At 60.3% G+C, this 23,308-nt stretch carries 34 protein-coding genes and 1 pseudogene; all 35 read left to right on the forward strand.

Features of this window, described 5'->3' with window-relative positions; genetic code table 11:
* The first annotated feature begins 247 nt into the window (after positions 1–247).
* Positions 248–622 carry a 30S ribosomal protein S12 gene (gene rpsL / locus Y708_RS0108890; RefSeq protein ID WP_028279656.1) on the forward strand — a complete coding sequence of 125 codons (375 nt, stop codon included), beginning with the start codon at positions 248–250 and terminating at the stop codon, positions 620–622.
* Between the two features lies 1 nt (position 623).
* Positions 624–1,094 (forward strand): 30S ribosomal protein S7, encoded by a 471-nt coding sequence (gene rpsG, locus Y708_RS0108895; RefSeq protein ID WP_028279657.1) that lies wholly within the window; start codon positions 624–626, stop codon positions 1,092–1,094.
* A 42-nt stretch (positions 1,095–1,136) separates the two neighbouring features.
* Positions 1,137–3,251 (forward strand): elongation factor G, encoded by a 2,115-nt coding sequence (gene fusA, locus Y708_RS0108900; protein ID WP_028279658.1) that lies wholly within the window; start codon positions 1,137–1,139, stop codon positions 3,249–3,251.
* A 149-nt stretch (positions 3,252–3,400) separates the two neighbouring features.
* Positions 3,401–4,591: an elongation factor Tu gene (gene tuf / locus Y708_RS0108905; RefSeq protein WP_028279659.1), complete on the forward strand. Its 1,191-nt coding sequence runs from the start codon at positions 3,401–3,403 to the stop codon at positions 4,589–4,591.
* Between the two features lie 380 nt (positions 4,592–4,971).
* On the forward strand, positions 4,972–5,817 hold the full coding sequence (locus tag Y708_RS23955) for a type IV toxin-antitoxin system AbiEi family antitoxin domain-containing protein (RefSeq protein WP_081746619.1): 846 nt from the start codon (positions 4,972–4,974) through the stop codon (positions 5,815–5,817).
* Between the two features lie 566 nt (positions 5,818–6,383).
* The gene (rpsJ, locus tag Y708_RS0108915) at positions 6,384–6,692 is read left to right on the forward strand and encodes a 30S ribosomal protein S10 (RefSeq protein WP_003803825.1); all 309 of its coding nucleotides are present in this window, start codon (positions 6,384–6,386) and stop codon (positions 6,690–6,692) included.
* A 17-nt stretch (positions 6,693–6,709) separates the two neighbouring features.
* The gene (rplC, locus tag Y708_RS0108920) at positions 6,710–7,366 is read left to right on the forward strand and encodes a 50S ribosomal protein L3 (RefSeq protein ID WP_028279660.1); all 657 of its coding nucleotides are present in this window, start codon (positions 6,710–6,712) and stop codon (positions 7,364–7,366) included.
* Positions 7,367–7,370: 4 nt separating this feature from the next.
* Positions 7,371–8,015 carry a 50S ribosomal protein L4 gene (gene rplD, locus Y708_RS0108925; protein ID WP_028279661.1) on the forward strand — a complete coding sequence of 215 codons (645 nt, stop codon included), beginning with the start codon at positions 7,371–7,373 and terminating at the stop codon, positions 8,013–8,015.
* Entirely contained in the window at positions 8,012–8,317 is a 306-nt protein-coding gene (gene rplW / locus Y708_RS0108930) for a 50S ribosomal protein L23 (protein ID WP_028279662.1), read from the forward strand. Before rplD ends, rplW begins: the two co-directional genes overlap by 4 nt.
* A 31-nt stretch (positions 8,318–8,348) precedes the next feature.
* Entirely contained in the window at positions 8,349–9,188 is an 840-nt protein-coding gene (gene rplB / locus Y708_RS0108935; RefSeq protein ID WP_028279663.1) for a 50S ribosomal protein L2, read from the forward strand.
* 12 nt (positions 9,189–9,200) lie between these two features.
* Positions 9,201–9,482 carry a 30S ribosomal protein S19 gene (gene rpsS / locus Y708_RS0108940; protein WP_028279664.1) on the forward strand — a complete coding sequence of 94 codons (282 nt, stop codon included), beginning with the start codon at positions 9,201–9,203 and terminating at the stop codon, positions 9,480–9,482.
* 38 nt (positions 9,483–9,520) lie between these two features.
* Positions 9,521–9,886 (forward strand): 50S ribosomal protein L22, encoded by a 366-nt coding sequence (gene rplV, locus Y708_RS0108945; RefSeq protein WP_028279665.1) that lies wholly within the window; start codon positions 9,521–9,523, stop codon positions 9,884–9,886.
* On the forward strand, positions 9,887–10,750 hold the full coding sequence (rpsC, locus tag Y708_RS0108950; RefSeq protein WP_028279666.1) for a 30S ribosomal protein S3: 864 nt from the start codon (positions 9,887–9,889) through the stop codon (positions 10,748–10,750).
* Positions 10,751–11,167, forward strand: coding sequence for a 50S ribosomal protein L16 (rplP, locus tag Y708_RS0108955; RefSeq protein WP_028279667.1), 417 nt, complete (start codon positions 10,751–10,753; stop codon positions 11,165–11,167).
* A gap of 2 nt (positions 11,168–11,169) precedes the next feature.
* Positions 11,170–11,508: a 50S ribosomal protein L29 gene (gene rpmC, locus Y708_RS31415; protein ID WP_028279668.1), complete on the forward strand. Its 339-nt coding sequence runs from the start codon at positions 11,170–11,172 to the stop codon at positions 11,506–11,508.
* Positions 11,505–11,804 (forward strand): 30S ribosomal protein S17, encoded by a 300-nt coding sequence (rpsQ, locus tag Y708_RS0108965; RefSeq protein ID WP_035775748.1) that lies wholly within the window; start codon positions 11,505–11,507, stop codon positions 11,802–11,804. Before rpmC ends, rpsQ begins: the two co-directional genes overlap by 4 nt.
* A gap of 376 nt (positions 11,805–12,180) precedes the next feature.
* Positions 12,181–12,549: a 50S ribosomal protein L14 gene (rplN, locus tag Y708_RS0108970; protein ID WP_028279670.1), complete on the forward strand. Its 369-nt coding sequence runs from the start codon at positions 12,181–12,183 to the stop codon at positions 12,547–12,549.
* A 3-nt stretch (positions 12,550–12,552) separates the two neighbouring features.
* Positions 12,553–12,933, forward strand: a complete 381-nt coding sequence (rplX, locus tag Y708_RS0108975) for a 50S ribosomal protein L24 (RefSeq protein ID WP_028279671.1) — start codon at positions 12,553–12,555, stop codon at positions 12,931–12,933.
* Complete coding sequence (rplE, locus tag Y708_RS0108980; RefSeq protein WP_028279672.1) at positions 12,930–13,505, forward strand: 50S ribosomal protein L5; 576 nt, start codon at positions 12,930–12,932, stop codon at positions 13,503–13,505. Before rplX ends, rplE begins: the two co-directional genes overlap by 4 nt.
* Positions 13,506–13,598: 93 nt before the next feature.
* Positions 13,599–13,997, forward strand: a complete 399-nt coding sequence (gene rpsH, locus Y708_RS0108985; protein ID WP_028279673.1) for a 30S ribosomal protein S8 — start codon at positions 13,599–13,601, stop codon at positions 13,995–13,997.
* An 18-nt stretch (positions 13,998–14,015) separates the two neighbouring features.
* On the forward strand, positions 14,016–14,552 hold the full coding sequence (gene rplF / locus Y708_RS0108990; protein ID WP_028279674.1) for a 50S ribosomal protein L6: 537 nt from the start codon (positions 14,016–14,018) through the stop codon (positions 14,550–14,552).
* Between the two features lie 2 nt (positions 14,553–14,554).
* The gene (rplR, locus tag Y708_RS0108995) at positions 14,555–14,938 is read left to right on the forward strand and encodes a 50S ribosomal protein L18 (protein ID WP_028279675.1); all 384 of its coding nucleotides are present in this window, start codon (positions 14,555–14,557) and stop codon (positions 14,936–14,938) included.
* Positions 14,935–15,687 carry a 30S ribosomal protein S5 gene (gene rpsE / locus Y708_RS0109000; RefSeq protein WP_028279676.1) on the forward strand — a complete coding sequence of 251 codons (753 nt, stop codon included), beginning with the start codon at positions 14,935–14,937 and terminating at the stop codon, positions 15,685–15,687. The genes rplR and rpsE overlap by 4 nt, the downstream gene beginning before the upstream one ends.
* On the forward strand, positions 15,687–15,905 hold the full coding sequence (rpmD, locus tag Y708_RS0109005) for a 50S ribosomal protein L30 (RefSeq protein ID WP_028279677.1): 219 nt from the start codon (positions 15,687–15,689) through the stop codon (positions 15,903–15,905). The genes rpsE and rpmD overlap by 1 nt, the downstream gene beginning before the upstream one ends.
* Positions 15,905–16,468: a 50S ribosomal protein L15 gene (gene rplO / locus Y708_RS0109010; RefSeq protein WP_253905750.1), complete on the forward strand. Its 564-nt coding sequence runs from the start codon at positions 15,905–15,907 to the stop codon at positions 16,466–16,468. The genes rpmD and rplO overlap by 1 nt, the downstream gene beginning before the upstream one ends.
* A gap of 213 nt (positions 16,469–16,681) precedes the next feature.
* The gene (gene secY, locus Y708_RS0109015) at positions 16,682–17,995 is read left to right on the forward strand and encodes a preprotein translocase subunit SecY (RefSeq protein WP_028279679.1); all 1,314 of its coding nucleotides are present in this window, start codon (positions 16,682–16,684) and stop codon (positions 17,993–17,995) included.
* Positions 17,992–18,564, forward strand: a complete 573-nt coding sequence (locus tag Y708_RS0109020) for an adenylate kinase (RefSeq protein WP_028279680.1) — start codon at positions 17,992–17,994, stop codon at positions 18,562–18,564. The genes secY and Y708_RS0109020 overlap by 4 nt, the downstream gene beginning before the upstream one ends.
* Before the next feature lies 1 nt (position 18,565).
* Positions 18,566–19,390: a type I methionyl aminopeptidase gene (gene map / locus Y708_RS0109025; RefSeq protein ID WP_028279681.1), complete on the forward strand. Its 825-nt coding sequence runs from the start codon at positions 18,566–18,568 to the stop codon at positions 19,388–19,390.
* Positions 19,391–19,581: 191 nt separating this feature from the next.
* Positions 19,582–19,803: a translation initiation factor IF-1 gene (infA, locus tag Y708_RS0109030; protein WP_019481515.1), complete on the forward strand. Its 222-nt coding sequence runs from the start codon at positions 19,582–19,584 to the stop codon at positions 19,801–19,803.
* An 85-nt stretch (positions 19,804–19,888) separates the two neighbouring features.
* The gene (rpmJ, locus tag Y708_RS0109035) at positions 19,889–20,002 is read left to right on the forward strand and encodes a 50S ribosomal protein L36 (protein ID WP_024475611.1); all 114 of its coding nucleotides are present in this window, start codon (positions 19,889–19,891) and stop codon (positions 20,000–20,002) included.
* Positions 20,003–20,169: 167 nt separating this feature from the next.
* Positions 20,170–20,547: a 30S ribosomal protein S13 gene (gene rpsM, locus Y708_RS0109040; RefSeq protein ID WP_028279682.1), complete on the forward strand. Its 378-nt coding sequence runs from the start codon at positions 20,170–20,172 to the stop codon at positions 20,545–20,547.
* 116 nt (positions 20,548–20,663) lie between these two features.
* The gene (rpsK, locus tag Y708_RS0109045) at positions 20,664–21,065 is read left to right on the forward strand and encodes a 30S ribosomal protein S11 (protein ID WP_026545640.1); all 402 of its coding nucleotides are present in this window, start codon (positions 20,664–20,666) and stop codon (positions 21,063–21,065) included.
* A 167-nt stretch (positions 21,066–21,232) separates the two neighbouring features.
* Positions 21,233–22,246 carry a DNA-directed RNA polymerase subunit alpha gene (locus Y708_RS0109050; RefSeq protein ID WP_028279683.1) on the forward strand — a complete coding sequence of 338 codons (1,014 nt, stop codon included), beginning with the start codon at positions 21,233–21,235 and terminating at the stop codon, positions 22,244–22,246.
* A 63-nt stretch (positions 22,247–22,309) separates the two neighbouring features.
* On the forward strand, positions 22,310–23,104 hold the full coding sequence (rplQ, locus tag Y708_RS0109055) for a 50S ribosomal protein L17, sunset domain variant (RefSeq protein ID WP_028279684.1): 795 nt from the start codon (positions 22,310–22,312) through the stop codon (positions 23,102–23,104).
* A 29-nt stretch (positions 23,105–23,133) separates the two neighbouring features.
* Positions 23,134–23,308: pseudogene (locus tag Y708_RS30975) on the forward strand (tRNA pseudouridine(38-40) synthase TruA); the annotation flags it as partial.

Genomic DNA, 23,308 nt, shown 5'->3' on the forward strand with positions numbered 1-23,308 from the left:
AGTTGACGGTAATTGTTTGTGTGGCAGTGGATTGGCGTCGCGAGACGTATCTCCGGGTTGTAGGGAACTTGTACAACGAATGCCACATTTTCGCACGCCTACCGTCGTTTCGGCAGCTTCACAGCGTAGGCTCGCCAAACGACTGACAACGCGACGCCGGCAGGCATCCTGGCTTTTGTAAGCCGGGTTTCCGTGCGCGGCGGCGTAAGCAGAGATTTTTTCTCGAGACATTACGGAGAACTAAGAAGTGCCTACTATTAACCAGCTGGTCCGAAAGGGCCGGTCACCTAAGGTCTCCAAGACCAAGGCGCCCGCATTGAAGGGCAGCCCCATGAAACGTGGCGTCTGCACCCGCGTCTATACCACCACCCCAAAGAAGCCAAACTCGGCGCTCCGCAAGGTTGCACGCGTGAAGCTCAACGGTGGCATCGAAGTAACTGCCTACATTCCCGGCGTTGGGCACAACCTGCAGGAGCACTCCATCGTGCTGGTCCGTGGTGGCCGCGTGAAGGACCTCCCCGGTGTGCGCTACAAGATTGTCCGCGGCGCCCTTGACACCCAGGGTGTGAAGAACCGCAAGCAGGCACGCAGCCGCTACGGAGCGAAGATGGAGAAGAAGTAATATGCCTCGCAAGGGTCCGGCCCCCAAGCGGCCGCTGGTAGTAGATCCCGTCTACGGTTCACCGTTGGTCACTCAGTTGATCAACAAGGTTCTGGTTGATGGCAAGAAGTCCACCGCAGAGCGCATCGTGTACGGTGCCCTGGAAGGTGCGCGCGTCAAGTCCGGCGGCGATCCCGTTGCCGCACTGAAGAAGGCTATGGACAATGTCAAGCCTTCACTCGAAGTCCGCTCGCGCCGTGTTGGCGGTGCAACCTACCAGGTTCCCGTCGAGGTCAAGCCGGGCCGTTCCATGGCTCTTGCCCTGCGGTGGCTTGTTGGCTACTCGAAGGTCCGCCGTGAGAAGACCATGACGGAGCGTCTCATGAACGAGATCCTTGATGCCTCGAATGGTCTGGGCGCCGCTGTAAAGCGCCGCGAGGACACTCACAAGATGGCCGAATCCAACAAGGCCTTCGCACACTACCGCTGGTAGTCCGACTCCAACTTCTCCGAATCCAAGAATAAGGGAGACACCGTGGCACAGGACGTGCTTACTGACCTCAACAAGGTCCGCAATATCGGCATCATGGCGCACATTGATGCCGGCAAGACCACTACCACCGAGCGCATCCTGTTCTACACGGGTGTCAACCATAAAATCGGCGAAACCCACGACGGCGCTTCGACGACCGACTGGATGGAACAGGAAAAGGAACGCGGCATCACCATCACGAGCGCCGCCGTGACCTGCTTCTGGGACAACAACCAGATCAACATCATCGACACTCCAGGCCACGTGGACTTCACCGTTGAGGTGGAACGTTCACTCCGCGTCCTTGATGGTGCAGTTGCGGTGTTCGACGGCAAGGAAGGCGTGGAGCCACAGTCCGAGACTGTTTGGCGCCAGGCTGACAAGTATGAAGTTCCCCGCATCTGTTTCGTCAACAAGATGGACAAGCTGGGCGCCGACTTCTACTTCACAGTGGACACCATCATCAGCCGCCTCGGCGCCAAGCCGCTGGTTATCCAGCTGCCCATCGGTGCAGAGAACGACTTCGAGGGTGTTGTTGACCTTGTGGAAATGCGCGCGCTGACCTGGCGCGGCGATTCCAAGGGTGACGTCACCATGGGAGCCAAGTACGAGATCGAAGAGATTCCGGCTGACCTCGTGGACAAGGCAAACGACTACCGGGCTCAGCTGCTCGAGGCCGTCGCTGAAGCCGATGACGATCTCATGGAGAAGTACCTCGCCGGTGAGGAGCCTTCCGTAGCAGAGATCAAGGCTGGAATCCGCAAGCTCACCATAGCTTCGGAAATCTACCCGGTCCTGTGTGGTTCGGCCTTCAAGAACCGCGGCGTACAGCCGATGCTTGATGCCGTCGTCGCGTACCTGCCCAACCCGCTGGATGTTCCCCCGATGATCGGTCACGATCCCCGGGACGAGGAAGTTGAACTGACCCGCAAGCCGAGCACCGAAGAGCCGTTCTCGGCCTTGGCGTTCAAGGTTGCGACCCACCCGTTCTTCGGACAGTTGACCTTCATCCGGGTTTACTCGGGTCAGGTCTCCGCAGGTACGCAGGTCGTCAACTCCACAAAGAGCAAGAAGGAGCGCATCGGCAAGCTGTTCCAGATGCACGCCAACAAGGAAATTCCCGTTGAGGAAGCCCTTGCAGGCCACATCTACGCAGCTATCGGCCTGAAGGACACCACTACAGGCGACACGCTGTCGGACAGTGCCAACCAGATTGTGCTTGAGTCGATGAGCTTCCCGGATCCCGTGATCTCGGTTGCCATCGAACCCAAGACCAAGGGTGATCAGGAGAAGCTGTCCACAGCTATCCAGAAGCTCTCGGCTGAGGATCCCACGTTCCAGGTTTCCCTCAACGTGGACACCGGCCAGACGATCATCGCGGGCATGGGCGAGCTCCACCTGGACATCCTGGTGGATCGTATGCGGCGCGAGTTCCGGGTTGAAGCCAACGTGGGTAAGCCCCAGGTTGCTTACCGCGAGACCATCAAGCGCGCGGTTGTCAAGCATGACTACACCCACAAGAAGCAGACGGGTGGATCGGGTCAGTTCGCAAAGATCCAGATTGCCATCGAGCCGATGGAAGTTGAAGATGGCGTGCTGTATGCCTTCGACAACAAGGTCACCGGTGGACGTATCCCGCGCGAATACATCCCGAGCGTCGACGCCGGCATCCAGGATGCCCTCAACGATGGTGTGCTTGCCGGTTATCCGGTAGTCGGTATCAAAGCGATTCTGCTTGACGGCGCCTACCACGACGTTGACTCATCCGAAATGGCCTTCAAGATCGCCGGCCGCATGGCGTTCAAGGAAGCCGCACGGATGGCCAACCCTGTTCTGCTTGAACCGTTGATGGAAGTTGAAGTCCGCACACCCGAGGAGTACATGGGTGAAGTAATTGGCGACCTCAACTCCCGCCGTGGTCAGATGCAGTCCATGGAAGATGCAAGTGGCGTGAAGGTCATTACTGCCCACGTGCCTCTTTCGGGAATGTTCGGATACATCGGTGACCTGCGGTCCAAGACCCAGGGACGTGCCGTGTACTCGATGAAGTTCGACAGCTATGCGGAAGTTCCAAAGGCTGTAGCCGACGAAATCATCCAGAAGACGCGCGGCGAGTAGTTCGCAGATCGGCTGAGGGAACCACTACCGGGACCCGAAGCAAGCAGTAATTTCATCAAAGTAAAAGCCCCCAGTAGACTTGCATAGGTTTCAGCCGCGAAAAGCGCGGCTGGAAAGCAAATCTTCTCAAAACGTTCTAGGAGGAACCCGTGGCGAAGGCAAAGTTCGAGCGGACTAAGCCGCACGTTAACATCGGCACCATTGGTCACGTTGACCATGGAAAAACCACGTTGACGGCTGCCATTTCCAAGGTGCTTTATGACAAGTACCCCACTCTCAACGAGGCACGCGACTTCGCGTCCATCGACTCGGCTCCCGAGGAGAAGCAGCGTGGCATCACCATCAACATCTCGCATGTTGAGTACCAGACCGAGAAGCGCCACTACGCACACGTAGACGCCCCCGGTCACGCTGACTACATCAAGAACATGATCACCGGTGCAGCGCAGATGGACGGCGCAATCCTTGTGGTTGCAGCGACTGACGGACCTATGGCCCAGACTCGCGAGCACGTTCTGCTGGCCCGCCAGGTTGGTGTTCCCTACCTGCTGGTTGCACTGAACAAGTCGGACATGGTTGACGATGAGGAACTGCTGGACCTCGTGGAAATGGAAGTTCGTGAGCTGCTTAGCGCACAGGGCTTCGACGGCGATGAGGCACCAGTGGTCCGCGTTTCAGGGCTCAAGGCCCTCGAAGGCGACGCAGAGTGGGTCAAGTCCGTTGAGGAACTGATGGAAGCCGTTGACAACAGCGTTCCGGACCCAATCCGCGACAAGGACAAGCCGTTCCTGATGCCTGTTGAAGACGTCTTCACCATCACCGGCCGCGGAACCGTTGTTACGGGCCGCGCCGAGCGTGGAACCCTGAAGATCAACTCGGAAATCGAAATTGTGGGTATCCGCCCGATCCAGAAGACCACGGTCACCGGTATCGAGATGTTCCACAAGCAGCTTGACGAAGCATGGGCAGGCGAGAACTGTGGTCTCCTGCTCCGCGGCATCAAGCGCGAGGACGTAGAGCGTGGCCAGGTTATCGTCAAGCCGGGTTCCATCACCCCGCACACCGATTTCGAGGCCAACGTCTACATCCTGGCCAAGGATGAGGGCGGGCGTCACAACCCGTTCTACTCGAACTACCGCCCGCAGTTCTACTTCCGCACCACGGACGTAACCGGCGTCATCACCCTCCCCGAGGGCACTGAAATGGTTATGCCTGGCGACAACACTGAGATGACCGTTGCGCTCATCCAGCCAATCGCTATGGAAGACGGCCTCGGCTTCGCCATCCGTGAGGGTGGCCGCACCGTTGGCTCGGGACGCGTCACCAAGATCATCAAGTAACTCACTTCGAGTTTCTGGAGGAAGGGCCCCGCTGCACGTGCAGCGGGGCCCTTCCTCTTTGGGCATGGGGAAGCAAATTGTGCCGCGGTGCCGTGCTGATAGTGGCCTTGCCTGGTACCGCGGCTCCTGCCCGGTGTCGGTCACGGTGCGTGCCCGCGGTGGCCGCGCCACTTGTCGGCGGGCGCACCTCATTCCGTTGCCCGCACCCTGAATAGCGGGGGCGTCTGCGGTTTTCGGGTGCGCTCGCCGGGAACGGGCACGACGACGGCGCCACCCCTTTATGCGCCTGACCGCCTAAGTAGAGCGTGGTGCCCCTGAACTTATCCACATACGCGCATTGAAGCCTCCATGACCAACTCCTGCGGGACAGGCTTGTACGCATGAGCAGAATGAGGGAATTGCGGGCCCATTTGAGGTCCTCGGCCGAGTTGAGCGTTCAGGGCAGGGACCCGGGGGAGCTCCTGCGTTTGTGCAAATCGGGAAAGCTGGTCCGGGTCCGGCACGGGATATATGCGGAGCGCGAGCTGTGGGACGAGCTGGATCCGTGGGATCGGTACCGTTTGCGCATCCTGGCGGTAAACGACACCGCCCGAAATCCGCCGCTGTTTTCACACGAGAGTGCCGCCGTCGTTCTCGATATTCCCATCCTTGGTATCCCGGCGCGTGTGCACGCGCAGCAGGAAGGCGACCGGGTGGCCCGGTCCCGAAACGATATACGCCGGCACTTTTCCAGTGGGTACGTTCCCGAGAAGATCAGCCTCGATGGACTCCGGCTAACGGGGTTAAATTCGACGCTGGTGGCACTTGGTGCGGAATCGTCGTTTGGAAGTGGCGTCGTGGCAGTGGATGCGATGCTGCGTAGGAAACGCACGGATATTGCCGCCATGAGCGACGCCGCGGGATGGATTGGTTCCGGAGCGGTCCGCCAGCGGCTGAACAGGGTTCTCGAGTTCAGTGATGCACGGTCGCAATCGCCGGGCGAGTCCGCCAGCCGGGCGTACATGCACCTCTTCGGGTTCCCGCCCCCTCAACTCCAGGCCGAGTTCCGCGACGAACGGGGGTTCATCGCCCGGACCGATTTCTATTGGCCCGAACTTGGGCTGATCGGGGAGTTTGATGGCCTCGTGAAGTATCAGAAGGCTGAGTACATGAAGGGGCGAACCGCTAGCCAGGTGGTTGTCGCCGAGAAGAAGCGTGAAGATCGCCTTCGTGCCAGCCGGTTTTGAGTGCGTGAACCGGGAAACGGGTGCGTAGGGCAGGGGAGAGGGTGGCACGTCGGCCGGTGGCGCAGGCTGTGACAGTGTGACACCGCGGCGGTGACAGTGCGGACGCCGGGCAACCCACGCGGGGCAGAAAGTACGTCGGCCGGTGGCACGTCCGCCGGTGACCGCCCGCGCGTAAGGGAATGTACGACGACGTCGGTCCGCCTGCACCCGATTCGCAATCGCCGGGGTTATCTGGCAGACTAGGTGAGTTGTTCAAGCGCTTCTGCGCGCGGTTTGAGACGTAGTCCCGGTCAGGATAATGCCTGGTGCAGGGTCGGCGTACGCCGCGTGGCTTAGCCCAAATATAACCCACCCTTATCCAGCTGGTCTGGAATCGCGGGATGACCATGTAGGGAATCCGCGACACGCCCGAGCGCGGGGGTCGGTGCCTCGACAGAGTGAGGAACCCGGAATTGTCCGGATTCAGTCTGTTGGAGGAGCGTCACACAACAGGCGCAGACAGAGTACGCACAGGGAAGGCCGTCGGATACGACGGCAGCCTTCATAAGAAAGAGAGTCGAGACGCCATGGCGGGACAAAAAATCCGCATCCGGCTGAAGTCATATGACCACGAGGTCATTGACGTATCAGCCCGGAAGATCGTTGAGACGGTGACGCGCGCAGGCGCCACGGTGGTTGGCCCCGTGCCCCTGCCGACGGAGAAGAACGTTTACTGCGTTATTCGCTCACCGCACAAGTACAAGGACAGCCGTGAGCACTTTGAAATGCGGACTCACAAGCGTCTGATCGACATTATTGACCCCACGCCCAAGGCCGTCGATTCGCTGATGCGTCTCGATCTGCCCGCGGACGTGAACATCGAAATCAAGCTGTAAGGGAGAGCGGATACATTATGTCTACTTCACTTACGCGTCAGGTAAAGGGCCTGTTGGGCATCAAGCTCGGCATGACCCAGGTTTGGGATGCGGATAACCGGTTGATTCCGGTGACCGTTGTCCGGGCCGATTCCAACGTCATCACTCAGCTGCGCGCAGCGGACACCGACGGCTACACCGCGGTTCAGATCGGCTTCGGCCAGATCGACCCACGCAAGGTGACCAAGCCTCTGGCTGGCCACTTCGACAAGGTCGGCGTCACACCTCGCCGCCACCTCGTGGAACTGCGCACGTCCGATGCCGACAGCTACTCGCTGGGCCAGGAGCTCTCCGTTGAGACCTTCGAAGCCGGCCAGCTGGTCGACGTCGTTGGTACCACCAAGGGCAAGGGCTTTGCCGGTGTCATGAAGCGTCACGGTTTCCACGGCGTTGGAGCCTCACACGGCGCGCATAAGAACCACCGCAAGCCAGGCTCGATCGGTGGCGCTTCGACCCCCAGCCGCGTCTTCAAGGGCATGAAAATGGCAGGCCGTATGGGTGCCGTTCGCCAAACCACGCTGAACCTCACCGTTCACGCAGTGGATGCTGAGAAGTCGCTGCTGCTGATCAAGGGTGCCGTTCCAGGTGCCCGCGGACAGGTCGTCTTTGTACGAACCGCCGTGAAGGGAGCATAGCTAGATGGCTACCAAAACTGTGAAAGTTGATTTCCCGGCGGAAATCTTCGACACCCAGACCAACGTGCCGTTGCTGCACCAGGTTGTCGTGGCCCAGCTTGCTGCTGCCCGTCAGGGTACGCACAAGACCAAGACCCGCGCCGAGGTGAGCGGCGCAGGCCGCAAGCCGTTCAAGCAGAAGGGAACCGGACGTGCCCGCCAGGGTTCAATCCGCGCTCCCCACATGACCGGCGGTGGAGTTGTCCACGGACCCACTCCCCGCGATTACAGCCAGCGCACACCCAAGAAGATGAAGGCCGCCGCACTCCGCGGAGCGCTTTCGGACCGGGCGCGCAACGGCCGTATCCACGTACTGGAATCCCTGGTGAAGGGCGAAAAGCCTTCCACCAAAGCAGCACTCGACACGCTTCGCGGCGTTTCGGAGCGGGCACACCTGCTCGTTGTTATTGAGCGCGCAAATGATGTTGCAGCACTGTCGGTGCGCAATGTTCCGCAGGTCCACGTGCTGTACGTCGATCAGCTCAACACTTACGACGTGCTTGTGTCGGACGACGTGATCTTCACCAAGGCCGCTTATGACGCATTCATCGCAACGGCCAAGGCCGCTGGCGCCGATAGCGACAGCACAACTGAGGAGGATGCCAAGTGAGTGGCTCCATCGCAAAGGATCCTCGCGACGTCGTCATTGCACCCGTCGTTTCGGAAAAGAGCTACGGCCTGATCGACGAAGGTAAGTACACCTTCCTGGTTGACCCGCGCTCCAACAAGACAGAGATCAAGCTGGCCGTGGAGAAAATTTTCTCCGTCAAGGTCGACTCGATCAACACGCTCAATCGTTCGGGGAAGCGCAAGCGGACCCGCTTTGGCTGGGGGCAGCGCAAGGACACCAAGCGTGCCATTGTGACCCTCAAAGAAGGAACGATCGATATCTTCGGCGGTCCGCTCGGTTAGGGCGGAGACCACTTTAACGAGGAACTGAAAAATGGCTATTCGTAAATACAAGCCGACAACCCCGGGCCGTCGCGGCTCGAGCGTTGCCGACTTCGCAGAAATCACACGGTCGACGCCGGAGAAATCCCTGGTGCGTCCGCTCCCTAAGAAGGGCGGCCGTAACAACTCGGGCAAGATCACCACCCGTCACAAGGGTGGTGGACACAAGCGTCAGTACCGTCTTATCGACTTCCGTCGCCACGACAAGGACGGCGTGGATGCCCGCGTTGCTGAGATCGAATACGATCCCAACCGCACGGCACGCATCGCGCTCCTGCACTACATCGACGGCACCAAGCGCTACATCGTTGCGCCGAACAAGCTCAAGCAGGGCGACATGGTTGAAGCAGGTGCCGGGGCCGACATCAAGCCCGGCAACAACCTGCCGCTTCGCAACATCCCCGTTGGTACCGTGATCCACGCTGTGGAGCTGCGTCCCGGCGGCGGAGCAAAGATGGCACGCTCGGCTGGTGCATCTGTTCAGCTCGTTGCCAAGGAAGGCCGCTTTGCGCAGCTTCGGCTGCCTTCCGGTGAAATCCGCAACGTCGACGTGCGCTGCCGTGCAACGGTCGGCGAGGTCGGCAACGCTGAGCAGTCCAACATCAACTGGGGCAAGGCTGGCCGCATGCGCTGGAAGGGCGTCCGCCCAACAGTGCGTGGTGTAGCGATGAACCCGGTCGATCACCCTCACGGTGGTGGTGAAGGCAAGACTTCCGGTGGACGTCACCCGGTCAACCCGAACGGTAAGGCCGAAGGCCGTACCCGCCGTCCCAACAAAGAGAGCGACTCACTCATTGTGCGTCGCCGTCGTTCCGGCAAGAACAAGCGATAGGAGCCTGGAGACATGCCACGCAGCCTGAAGAAAGGCCCCTTCGTCGATCAGCACCTTTTCGTAAAGGTGGCTCGTGAGAATGACAAGGGCACCAAGAACGTCATCAAGACGTGGTCCCGCCGTTCAATGATCGTCCCCGACATGCTCGGGCACACGATCGCCGTGCACGACGGGCGCAAGCACATTCCGGTGTTTGTCACCGAGTCGATGGTCGGGCATAAGCTCGGCGAATTCGCTCCAACGCGGACCTTCCGCGGCCATGTGAAGGACGACCGCAAGGGCAAGCGCCGCTAGGCGCCTGTCTTTACGGCTAAGACGAGAGAAGGAAAGCAATGGAAGCCAAGGCTATTGCGCGTCACTTGCGCGTTACGCCTATGAAGGCCCGGCGCGTCGTCAACCTGGTTCGTGGCAAGCAAGCGAATGAGGCTCTGGCAATCTTGAAGTTCGCCCCACAGGCGGCTTCAGAGCCGGTATTCAAGGTAGTTCAGTCAGCAGTTGCCAACGCCCGCGTCCTCGCGGACCGCGACGGCATCGCGTTCGACGAGGGCAACCTCATCATCAGCGAAGCATTCGTTGACGAAGGCCCCACAATGAAGCGGTTCCGGCCGCGTGCACAGGGCCGGGCATTCCGCATCAACAAGCGGACCAGCCACGTCACTGTTGTAGTAGCTACCCCTGAGAAAGTGGAGGACCGCTAAGTGGGACAGAAAGTAAACCCGCATGGGTTCCGACTCGGCATCACCACTGACCACAGGTCACACTGGTTTGCTGACAGCAACAAGCCGGGACAGCGTTACAAGGACTTTGTCCGCGAGGACATCAAGATCCGCCAACTCATGTCCACGGGCATGGACCGCGCCGGCATCGCCAAGGTAGAGATCGAGCGCACCCGTGACCGCGTCCGTGTGGATATCCACACGGCACGTCCGGGCATCGTCATCGGCCGCCGCGGCGCCGAAGCGGACCGCATCCGCGGCGAGTTGGAGAAGCTCACCGGCAAGCAGGTTCAGCTGAACATCCTCGAGGTCAAGAACCCCGAGATGGAAGCCCAGCTGGTTGCGCAGGGTGTTGCTGAGCAGCTTTCTTCACGCGTGGCTTTCCGCCGTGCAATGAAGAAGGCCATGCAGTCCGCTCAGCGCGCCGGGGCCAAGGGCATCCGTGTCCAGTGCTCCGGTCGTTTGGGTGGCGCTGAAATGAGCCGTTCGGAGTTCTACCGCGAAGGCCGTGTGCCCCTGCACACCCTCCGTGCGAACATCGACTACGGTTTCTTCGAAGCCAAGACCACCTTCGGCCGCATTGGCGTGAAGGTCTGGATCTACAAGGGCGACATCACTGCCAAGGAACTTGCCGCCCAGGCTGCAGCCGCACCTTCACGTGGCCGCGGCGCCAGCAGCGACCGACCGGGCCGTGGCCCAGCCGGTGCTGAACGCGGCGGTGACCGTGGCGGTGACCGCCGTCGTCGTAGTCCTGAACGCGCCGCCGCTCCTGCTGAAGCATCCGCTGCTCCGGCAGAAGCTGCTCCCGCAGAGACTGCAGCACCAGCTGAAGGAGGGCAGGCTTAAATGCTTATCCCACGTCGAGTCAAGTTCCGTAAGCAGCACCACCCGGGTCGTTCCGGCGCTGCAACGGGCGGCACCCAGGTCAGCTTTGGCGAGTGGGGCATCCAGGCGCTGAGCCCGGCTTATGTCACCAACCGCCAGATTGAATCTGCCCGTATTGCCATGACCCGCCACATCAAGCGTGGCGGCAAGGTCTGGATCAACATCTACCCGGACCGTCCGCTGACCAAGAAGCCTGCCGAAACCCGCATGGGTTCCGGTAAGGGTTCACCTGAGTGGTGGGTGGCAAACGTCAAGCCCGGCCGTGTTCTCTTTGAACTCTCCGGTGTAACAGAAGAGGTAGCGCGCGAGGCATTGCGCCTGGCAATCCACAAGCTGCCATTGAAGGCACGCATTGTGCGTCGTGAGGGTGGTGAATAGTTATGGCAATTGGTTCAAAGGAACTCGTTACCGATCAGCTGGACGGTTTTGACAAGGATCGCCTGACGGAGGAACTCCGCAAGGCCAAGGAAGAGCTGTTCAACCTTCGCTTCCAGTCGGCTACCGGCCAGTTGGAAAACCACGGCCGCCTGCGCTCAGTCAAGCGTGACATTGCACGTATCTACACGGTGTTGCGTGAGCGCGAGCTGGGCATCCGCCCCGACGTTGTTGCTCCTGTAGAGGAAGCAAAAACAGAGAAGGCCGGTAAGAAATCCAAGAAGGCCTCCACCAAGGACACCAAGTCCGAGGACACAGAGGTTTCTGAGGAGGACGCCAAATGAGTGAAGAGAAAAGCGAACAAGTGAGCACCACGAGTGAAACCGCTGTACGCGGCCAGCGTAAGACCCGCCGCGGCTTTGTTGTGTCGGACAAGATGCAGAAGACCATTGTTGTGCAGGTTGAGGACCGCGTAAAGCACGCTCTCTACGGCAAGGTTCTCCGCCGCAGCACCAAGGTCAAGGTCCACGACGAGCAGAACATCGCCGGCATCGGCGATCACGTTCTGATCAGCGAGACCCGCCCGCTGTCCGCTACCAAGCGGTGGCGCCTGGTAGAAATTCTCGAAAAGGCCAAATAGGCCCCACGGCCTACCCTGGATTCCGCTCTGCGGAATCAGGGGAACCCTGGCCGCGTGGGCCCATGACGGGCGTTCCGGTGGTTATCCACCGGGACGCCCCTTGGCTGTTCCACCGGCCGGCGGGAACTCCCGCAGACCGATTTCTTTTACACAGTGCTTTCGCGATAAGATGAAAATCTTGTCTGTCCGGTGGGGTAGAGGTATGAGCTTCCACACCGGCGATTCAGGACAAAAGCCCGATAATCTTGTTCAGCACACACCGCAGGCGCTTTCGGGCGCCTCCGTCTGTGTGGTGAGTACCAGTATTACGGGGCCCACCCATATCCGTTCCGCAAGGCTCAGCTCATGAGAACCGGCGCGACGACAGGAGTAATAAGTGATTCAGCAGGAGTCGCGGCTTAAGGTCGCCGACAACACGGGTGCCAAGGAAATCTTGACCATCCGCGTTCTCGGGGGATCCGGGCGCCGCTACGCAGGCATCGGCGACGTTATTGTCGCCACAGTCAAGGACGCCATCCCGGGCGGCAACGTCAAGAAGGGCGACGTCGTCAAGGCGGTCATCGTCCGCACCAAGAAGGAACGCCGCCGCGCGGACGGTTCCTATATCAAGTTTGATGAGAACGCAGCTGTGATCCTCAAAGCCGACGGGGACCCACGTGGTACCCGCATCTTTGGGCCGGTTGGCCGCGAACTGCGCGACAAGCGGTTCATGAAGATCATCTCGCTGGCGCCGGAGGTGCTGTAGTCCATGGGACAGACCAATGTGAAATTCAAGATCAAGAAGGGTGACCTGGTTCAGGTCATCAGTGGTGCCAGGCAGGACCGCGGGGGAGACCGCGGCAAGCAGGGCAAGGTTCTGAAGGTATTCCCGGACACCAACCGCGTTCTCGTGGAGGGCATCAACCGGATCACCAAGCACACCAAGGTTGGACAGTCGCAGCGCGGCACCAAGACTGGTGGCATTGAGACCGTCGAGGCACCCATCCACATCAGCAACATTGCCGTGGTGGACCCCGAGACCAAGAAGCCAACGCGTGTTGGCTACCGCACCGAAACCGTTGAACGCGACGGCCGGGAGCGCACGGTCCGTATCCGCGTTGCCAAGGCATCAGGGAAGGATCTGGCATGACTACCGAAGCAGTGGAAGCAAAGATCGTCCCGCGTCTGAAGAACCGTTATGCAGCGGAAATCAAGACCACTCTGCTGGAGGATTTCAGCTACAGCAACGTCAACCAGGTTCCCCGCCTGGTGAAGGTTGTTGTCAACATGGGTGTTGGAGATGCCGCAAAGGACTCCAAGCTCATTGACGGCGCCGTCCGCGACCTCACACAGATCACCGGCCAGAAGCCGCAGGTCACCAAGGCACGCAAGTCCATCGCGCAGTTCAAACTGCGTGAGGGAATGCCCATTGGTGCACACACCACGCTTCGCGGTGACCGCATGTGGGAATTTGTGGACCGCCTGGTCAGCCTCGCGCTGCCCCGTATCCGCGACTTCCGCGGTCTCAGCGGCAAGCAGTTTGACGGCAACGGCAACTACACCTTCGGTCTTACGGAGCAGTCCATGTTCCACGAGATCGACCAGGACAAGATCGACCGCGTACGTGGCATGGACATCACAATTGTCACCACGGCAAAGACCGACGACGAAGGCCGCGCGCTGCTCAAGGCGCTTGGCTTCCCGTTCAAATCCGAAGACTAATCAACTACGTTCCAGGTCCGCTCCGGACAGGATAAGGCGCATGCCGGATCCTGACGGAATCCGGAAACCGTTACGAGGAAGGGCAAGAGCCCAATGACAATGACAGATCCTGTGGCAGACATGCTTACACGTCTGCGCAATGCAAACTCGGCATACCACGACACCGTGTCAATGCCGTACAGCAAGCTCAAGGCACGAGTTGCCGACATCCTGAAGGCTGAAGGCTACATTGCCGGCTGGAAGGAAGAGGAAGCGGAGGTCGGCAAGAAGCTGACCCTCGACCTCAAGTTCGGTGCCGACCGCCAGCGTTCAATAGCGGGAATCCGCCGCATCTCCAAGCCGGGCCTGCGTGTATACGCGAAGTCCACCAACCTGCCGCACGTTCTGGGCGGTCTTGGAATCGCGATCCTGTCCACATCCTCCGGTCTGTTGACAGACCGCCAGGCAGCGAAGAAGGGCGTGGGTGGGGAAGTCCTCGCCTACGTCTGGTAGCGGGAAAGGGAAAGAATAATGTCACGTATTGGACGTCTCCCCATCACCGTACCTGCAGGCGTTGAGGTCAAGGTGGATGGCAGCATAGTTTCAGTCAAGGGTTCCAAAGGCGAGCTGAGCCACAGTGTGCCCAGCCCGATCGCGGTCTCCCTTGAGGAAAACACGCTGACCGTCTCCCGCCCCAATGACGAGCGTGAGTCACGCTCGCTGCATGGCCTGACCCGGACCCTGATCTCCAACATGATCACCGGCGTCACCGACGGTTACAAAAAGGATCTCGAGATTGTGGGCACGGGTTACCGTGTCCAGGCCAAGGGATCCGACCTGGAGTTTGCGCTCGGCTACAGCCACCCGGTATCCGTCAAGGCACCGACCGGCATCACGCTGACCGTTGCGGGACCTACCAAGATCTCCGTCTCCGGCATCAACAAGCAGCAGGTCGGCGAAGTCGCCGCGAACATTCGTAAACTTCGCAAGCCCGACCCTTATAAGGGCAAGGGCATCCGCTATGCGGGCGAAGTTATCCGCCGCAAGGTCGGAAAGGCTGGTAAGTAATCATGGCAATCAGCATCAATAAGAAGCGGAGCTCCAAGAGTAAATCCGCACAGCGCGGTCGCCGCCACCTTCGCGTTCGCAAGCGGATCACCGGCACCGCGTTTCGTCCGCGGCTGGTGGTCAACCGTTCAGCACGCCACATGTTCGTGCAGGTTGTTGACGACTCGAAGGGCGTTACCGTAGCTTCGGCGTCAACACTGGAAGCCGATCTCCGGTCATTCGACGGCGACAAGACGGCAAAGGCCAAGCGCGTGGGCGAACTGATCGCCGAACGCGCCAAGGCAGCCGGCATCGAGGCAGTTGTGTTTGACCGTGGGGGCAACAAGTACCACGGCCGCATCGCCGCAATCGCAGATGGCGCCCGTGAAGGTGGGCTGGCACTGTGACTGAAGCAAATAAGGAAAAGGAATCTGTGGCAACTGATCAGCCTGCGACCGAAGCTCCAGCAGCACAGGCGACCGAGTCTGCGCCGGCGACCGACGATCGTCGTGGCGGAAGCCGCGGCGAACGTGGCGGCGGCGCCGCGGGCGGCGGCGGGCGCGGTGGCCGTGATGGCGGCCGTGGCGGCCGTGACGGTGGACGTGGCGGCCGTGACGGCGGCCGCGGAGATGATAAGGACAAGTTCATTGAACGCGTTGTTGCCATCAACCGTGTCTCCAAGGTGGTCAAGGGTGGGCGTCGCTTCAGCTTCACCGCCCTGGTAATCGTCGGCGACGGCAACGGCATGGTCGGTGTTGGCTACGGCAAGGCCAAGGAAGTTCCCTCGGCTATCGCCAAGGGCGTTGAAGAAGCCAAGAAGACCATGTTCAAGGTTCCCCGCATTGGCGGCACCATTCCGCATCTGGTTCAAGGCGAAGCAGCAGCCGGAGTAGTCCTCCTGCGTCCGGCTTCTCCTGGTACCGGTGTTATTGCCGGTGGCCCGGTGCGCGCCGTACTGGAATGCGTTGGCATCCATGATGTGCTCTCGAAGTCGCTCGGCTCTTCAAACGCCATCAACATTGTTCACGCAACCGTTGACGCGTTGAAGCGTCTCGAAGAGCCTCAGGCCGTGGCTGCACGCCGCGGACTGCCGCTCGACGAGGTTGCTTCCACGTCGATGCTGCGCGCAATGCAGGATCAGAAGGCAGGTGCGTAATGACTGCGATTACACCAAAGCGTGTGGTGGTCAGCTCCGCGAAGCTGGAAATCACTCAAATCAAGTCCGTCATTGGCGGCAAGCAGAACCAGCGCGACACCCTTCGCTCGCTCGGTCTGAAGCGCATCGGCCACACAGTGGTCCGCAGCGCCGACGCCGTGACCGTGGGTATGGTCAACACGGTTCCGCACCTCGTGAAGGTTGAGGAGGCCAAATAATGGCAGAGAAGAAGACTGCGGAAACATCCGCGGCAGACACAAAGTCAACGCCTGCGCGCAAGCCGGCCTCAAAGACTGCAGCCGCCAAAAGCGCTGCTGCAGTTGAGACCGTCGAGCGTGTGCAGACGCTGAAGGTTCACCACCTGCGTCCAGCCCCTGGAGCCAAGACAGCACGAACCCGCGTGGGCCGTGGTGAAGGTTCCAAGGGAAAGACTGCGGGCCGTGGCACCAAGGGCACCAAGGCGCGTTACCAGGTCAAGGCCGGCTTTGCTGGCGGTCAGCTGCCGTTGCACATGCGGCTGCCGAAGCTGCGTGGATTCAAGAACCCATTCCGGGTTGAATTCCAGGTAGTCAACCTCGACAAGCTGAACGAGCTCTTCCCGGAAGGCGGCGAGGTGTCCGTGGACAGCCTGGTTGCCAAGGGAGCTGTTCGCAAGAACCAGCTGGTCAAGGTTCTGGGTACCGGTGACATCAACGTCAAGGTCGATGTTAAGGTACATGCCTTCTCGGCCTCCGCTGCGGAGAAAATTTCCGCAGCCGGCGGGTCCGTCTCCGCGCTCTAACTGCCTCACCTGAGTAGGTCACACAGATGTCGACTGTGATCTACCTCATTTAGCAACTAGACTCTTGGTGGATCGGATGTTTCCGGTCCACCAAGAGTTTGTCTGGCTTAATGAGCCGCATTACTTTTCCGGTGCTCATCTACCGGTTTCAACCGTTAGACTCGGTTGTTGTGTATTGTCCGCGATGGACAACCAAGACTTTCAGGAGGACGCTTGCTAAGCGCTATTGGCCGGGCTTTCCGGACGCCAGACTTGCGGCGCAAGCTGTTGTTCACGCTGGGGATCATCACAATCTTCCGACTGGGTGCTTTTATTCCTGCCCCCGGTGTTGATTACGGCAACGTGCAGCAATGTTTGCAGCTCGGCAATACAGAGGGCGGCCTCTACCAGTTCGTCAACCTCTTCAGCGGCGGTGCACTGCTGCAGGTTTCCGTATTTGCTCTCGGAATCATGCCGTACATTACTGCCAGCATCATCACCCAGCTTCTACGGGTGGTCATTCCACGCTTCCAGGAGCTCCATCAGGAAGGCGCACAGGGGCAGACGCAACTGACCCAGTACACCCGCTACCTGACCATTGCACTCGGTCTGCTCAACGCCACGACACTGGTGTCGCTGGCGCGCTCCGGAGCACTCCTGGGTGACTGCCCCGTGCCGATCATTCCGGACGACAGCCTGATCACCATCGCGCTGCTCATCGTCACTCTGACAGCGGGAACCGGCCTCATCATGTGGATGGGCGAGCTTGTGACCGAGAAGGGCGTCGGAAACGGCATGTCCCTCCTCATCTTCACCGCCATCGCCGCAGGCTTCCCCACTTCGCTGGGTGAGATCCTCCGCACGCAGGGTTGGAACGTGTTCCTCGGAGTGCTTGCCATCGGCTTGCTGGTGGTTGTGCTCGTGATCTTCGTGGAGCAGTCCCAGCGACGGATCCCGGTGCAGTACGCCAAGCGGATGGTGGGCAGGCGGACGCTCGGCGGCAGCAGCACCTACATCCCCATCAAGGTCAACATGGCCGGCGTGATCCCCGTGATCTTCGCTTCCTCCATGCTCTACCTGCCATCATTGATTGCCCAGTTCAATACCCCGACGGACGGTCAGACACCGCCGCCGGAATGGGTCAACTTCATCACCACGTATCTGGCAAACGGCGACCACCCCCTCTACATGGGGCTCTACTTTGCCATGATCGTGTTCTTCACCTACTTCTACGTTGCCATCACGTTCAACCCGGACGAGGTGTCGGAGAACATGAAGAAGTACGGCGGATTCATTCCCGGCATCCGGGCCGGCAAGCCGACTGCGGAGTACCTGCAGTACGTGCTCTCACGCATCACTCTTCCCGGTGCGCTGTACCTGGGCTTTGTGGCGCTGATTCCACTGATTGCACTGGTGGCCGTCGGCGCCAACCAGAACTTCCCGTTCGGCGGTACCTCAATCCTCATCATGGTGGGTGTTGGTCTTGAGACGGTAAAGCAGATTGATGCGCAGCTTCAGCAGCGTCATTACGAAGGGTTGTTGCGATGACAAGAATGCTGATTATTGGTCCTCCGGGGTCCGGCAAGGGCACGCAGGCGGCACGCATCTCCGAACGGCTTGGCGTTGTTGCCATCTCCACCGGCGACATCTTCCGGGAAAACGTCAAGAACGAAACACCGTTGGGCATCGAAGCCAAGAAGTACATGGATGCCGGAGACTTTGTGCCGGACAGCGTCACCAACAGTATGGTGCGGGAACGGCTGAAGGCCGACGACGTCCAGGAGGGCTTCCTACTGGACGGCTACCCGCGCACGGCGGCCCAGGTCGCCGAGCTGGACGACATCCTGAGGGAAACGGACCTCGATCTGGACGTGGTGCTTCAACTCACCGCCCAGGATGAGGAACTGATCCGCCGACTCACGGGCCGGGCAACGCTGGACGGCCGCTCCGATGACAACGAAGCTGTCATCAAGCACCGCCTGGACCTGTACCACCAGCAGACCGAGGCCGTGGTCTCCCAGTACGAGGCACGCGGAATCGTTGCCAAGGTGGACGGGATCGGCGTGATCGACGAGGTCACCGAGCGGGTCATGTACGCCATCAAGGTCACGCAGTAGGATGTTCCGGCAGCAACGGGTCGAGTACAAGACCACCAACCAGATCCGTGTCATGCGCAAGGCGGGCCTGGTGCTTTCCAGGGCGCTGGATGAGACTGTTGCGGCAGCCGCCGTCGGGCTGTCCACGCATGACCTGGACGGAGTCTTCGCCGCCGTGCTGAAAAGCGAGGGCGCCACGTCCAACTTCCTCGGTTACCACGGCTTCCCGGCCAGCATCTGCGTCTCGGTCAACGAGGAAGTGGTGCACGGCATCCCGGGGGACAGGATCCTGCAGGACGGCGACATCCTGTCGATCGATGGCGGCGCCATCGTGGACGGCTGGCACTCGGATTCGGCCAGGACCGTGATCGTTGGCACACCACGCCCCGAGGACCAGCGGCTGTCGGAGGTCACCGAAGAGGCAATGTGGCATGGCATTGCAGCGCTGCCCAAGGGCAGGTTCGTTGGCGACATCGGTTGTGCAATTGACGATTATGTTTCCGGGGTCCATGGAGCGCCCCTGGGTATCCTCCGGGACTATGTGGGTCATGGAATCGGCACGCAGATGCACCAGTCGCCGGATGTGCTGAATTACCGCACCAGCCACCGGGGCCCAAAGATCAAGCCAGGACTCTGCCTTGCCATTGAACCCATGCTGGTACTCGGCGGCCTGGAAACGGCGGTTCTCGAGGACGACTGGACCGTGGTCACCACGGACGGCAAGCGTTCCTGCCAGTGGGAGCAAACGGTCGCAGTGCACGACGGCGGCATCTGGGTTCTCAGCGCTGAAGACGGCGGTGCCTCCCGGCTTGCTGCCCACGGCGTTACTCCCGTTCCGCTGGTCTGACCGCCGGCATAGTGCGCCGGGTTTCCTGATTTAACTTTAGCCGCGCCTTAGCGTAGAGTTGACTGTTGGTTGTCTCTACTTCTGTGCCCATTTCCGGGCTTTTCCGCGTCAGCGGATCATGGCGGGTTAGGCAATCAAAACCCCAAACCCGTCCGCCGTACAAACGGTGGGCACTTACGTTAGCGGAGGATATGGCCAAGAAAGACGGTGTCATTGAGATAGAAGGCACTGTGAACGAGGCACTGCCCAACGCGATGTTCCGCGTTGAGCTGGCCAACGGACACATTGTTCTCGCCCACATCTCAGGAAAGATGCGCCAGCACTACATCCGAATCCTTCCTGAGGACAGGGTAGTCGTGGAACTGAGCCCTTATGACCTCACACGGGGTCGTATTGTCTACCGCTACAAATAAGCACAATTGATCAAAGCCCGGCCATTCTCCAGCAGAATGGACGGGTGCCTACACAGCACAATCTGCAACAACGCAAAGGAAAACCATGAAGGTACAGCCGAGCGTGAAGCGGATCTGCGACAAGTGCCAGGTGGTTCGCCGCAAGGGCAATGTACTCGTGATCTGCGAAAACCCGCGCCACAAGCAGCGTCAGGGCTAGATCTCTCCTCTTGGAGAATTCAACCCACGCGCAGTAAATCCATATAGGCAAAGCAGGATCCAACGCATTACGGATTCACACCCCCGGGCACCGAGGCCGGGGACCAGGAAACCTCCTGGGCACGCTTTGTTTCAGACCTCCGGTATCACCAAAGGAGAACAGCCACTATGGCACGTCTCGCTGGCGTAGACATTCCCCGCGAAAAGCGGGTAGTGATAGCGCTTACCTACATTTACGGCGTGGGCAAGACCCGTGCGGATCAGACAATCGCGGAAACCGGGATCAGCCCGGATACGCGCGTCAAGGATCTCACTGACGCTGAGCTGTTGCAGCTTCGTGACTACATTGAAGGCAACTACAAGGTTGAGGGTGACCTCCGCCGTGAGGTGGCCGCCGACATCCGCCGCAAGGTGGAGATCGGCAGCTACGAAGGCATCCGGCACCGCCGCGGCCTTCCCGTGCGCGGACAGCGCACCAAGACCAACGCGCGCACCCGCAAGGGTCCCAAGCGCACCGTCGCAGGCAAGAAGAAGGCCGCCCGCTAATCCTTAATCGCCCCCTAACTTAGCTCGCAAGCTCGCTAAGCCAGGGAACCCGGCGATCATGGGCCCACTGGCCCGGTCTGCCTTAGACCCTCAACCAAAACTTTGTAGGAGAAGCAATGCCCCCCAAGACTCGTGGAGCGGTGCGCAAGCCGCGTCGCAAGGATAAGAAGAATATTGCGTTTGGACAGGCGCATATCAAGAGCACGTTCAACAACACTATTGTCTCCATCACGGATCCTTCAGGAGCCGTCATTTCATGGGCTTCCGCCGGTGAAGTTGGATTCAAGGGTTCGCGTAAGTCCACCCCATACGCTGCGCAGACCGCAGCCGAGGCCGCAGCGAAGCGCGCTCAGGAACACGGCGTCCGCAAGGTTGACGTCTTCGTGAAGGGCCCAGGCTCCGGACGCGAAACCGCCATCCGTTCGCTCCAGGCTGCAGGCCTCGAGGTTGGCTCCATTCAGGACGTCACCCCCAGCGCCCACAACGGCTGCCGCCCCCCGAAGCGCCGCCGCGTCTAATTAGCTTTATGGCGTTGAAGTGCCGCCCTGCAGTGCAACCGGTCTCCGGACACTGGGGGCGGCCTTTGACGCCACATACCCAAGCTAATGAGCTTTGGCTTGCTAGCTGTCCCTTTCCACCATTTGTGTTGCGTCATATAGCGGATGCTCCCTGAAAGGAAATGTAAGTGCTTATTGCACAGCGCCCCACCCTGACCGAAGAAGTAGTAGCCGATAACCGGTCACGGTTTGTCATTGAACCGCTGGAGCCCGGTTTCGGCTACACACTCGGAAACTCACTTCGCCGCACCCTGCTGTCCTCGATTCCCGGAGCCGCTGTCACCAGCATCCGCATCGACGGCGTGCTGCACGAGTTCACCACGGTTCCAGGTGTCAAGGAAGATGTCACCGAGATCATCCTGAACATCAAGAACCTTGCGGTCTCCTCCGAGCATGACGAGCCAGTGGTTGCCTACCTGCGCAAGCAGGGACCCGGCGTCGTCACCGCTGCGGACATCGCACCGCCGGCCGGTGTGGAATTCCACAACCCGGACCTGCACATTGCCACGCTGAACTCGAAGGGCAAGTTCGAGCTTGAACTGACCATCGAGCGCGGCCGCGGCTACGTTTCGGCTTCACAGAACAAGTCAGGCGACTCGGAGATCGGCCGTATTCCGGTTGACTCCATTTACTCGCCTGTTCTGAAGGTGACCTTCCGCGTGGAAGCCACCCGTGTTGAACAGCGCACCGACTTTGACCGCCTGATTGTCGACGTCGAAACCAAGGACGCCATTGCACCGCGCGACGCCGTCGCCTCAGCAGGCACCACCCTGGTGGAGCTGTTTGGGCTGGCCCGCGAACTCAACACCGCAGCCGAGGGTATTGAGATTGGCCCGTCGCCAACCGACGCCGCTCTTGCGGCTGACATGGCACTGCCCATTGAAGACCTTGAGCTGACCGTGCGGTCCTACAACTGCCTCAAGCGCGAGGGCATCCACACAGTGGGTGAGCTCGTTGCACGTTCCGAGGCTGACCTGATGGACATCCGTAACTTCGGTGCCAAGTCCATCGACGAGGTCAAGGCCAAGCTGGTGGAACTCGGGTTGTCCCTCAAGGATTCCCCTCCAGGGTTTGACCTTGCAGCCCGCGCCGCAGCCATCGAAGAGGACGACGACGCCGCCTACGGCGACGAAGAGCTCTAACACCAGATCCGCCTGTCCGCCGCTGGGAAGCGGCGGCCAGGACCACTAAGAGGAGAAACAATCATGCCCACACCAACAAAGGGCCCACGTCTCGGAGGCGGTGCGGCGCACGAGCGCCTGATGCTCGCCAACTTGGCCGCCTCACTGTTTGAGCACAAGCGAATCACCACCACCGTCACCAAGGCTAAGCGGCTCCGTCCCTACGCCGAGCGGCTGATCACCTTCGCGAAGAAGGGCGATCTGGCATCGCGCCGTCGTGTCCTGGGTGTCATCAGCAGCAAGGGCATTGTCCACGAGCTGTTCACCGACATTGCCCCTGCTGTGGCAAACCGCAACGGCGGCTACACCCGCATCACCAAGATCGGCAACCGCAAGGGCGACAACGCTCCCATGGCCGTCATCGAACTGGTGCTGGACGCTGTCTCAGCGAAGCAGGCTGTAGTTGCTGAAGCTGACAAGGCTGCGGAACTGGCTGCTGCAAAGCAGGCCGCAGCAGCCGCACCAGTGGCATCCGCTGAATCCGCAGACTCACCGGAATCCGCAGACTCACCGGAATCCGCAGACTCCGCTGATTCACCGGAATCGGCTGACTCAGCAGAGTCCGCTCCTTCCGCGGACGAAGCTGCCACCGAAGATACGGCCAACGCCTTCGAGGGTTCGGTTCCAGCGCGTGAAGACGGCGAAGCCCCTGAGGGCTACGAGGTCAAGGGCAACGTGAACTCCATGAAGTTCCACGTACCCGGGTCCCACTGGTACAACACCACCGTCGCTGAAGTATGGTTCAAGTCAGCGGAGGATGCCGCAGCTGCAGGGTTTGTTCCTGCCGGCGGCGAAGATGCGCAGACGGTCGAGTCCTAACAGCCCCACCGTGGCTGCCTGAGGATTGTATGACTGAACAGAAGCCCGCTGTCCCGTTGGGGGATGGCGGGCTTCTGCGTGTCCGGCTGGACCTCGCCTATGACGGCGCTCCTTTTTCCGGCTGGGCGATCCAGCCCACGCTGCCCACTGTGCAGGGCGTCATTGAAGCTGCGCTGCGGCTCGTGATCCGCCGGCCGGTGAGAC

The sequence above is a fragment of the Arthrobacter sp. H5 genome (assembly GCF_000520595.1).
Taxonomy (GTDB): domain Bacteria; phylum Actinomycetota; class Actinomycetes; order Actinomycetales; family Micrococcaceae; genus Arthrobacter_D.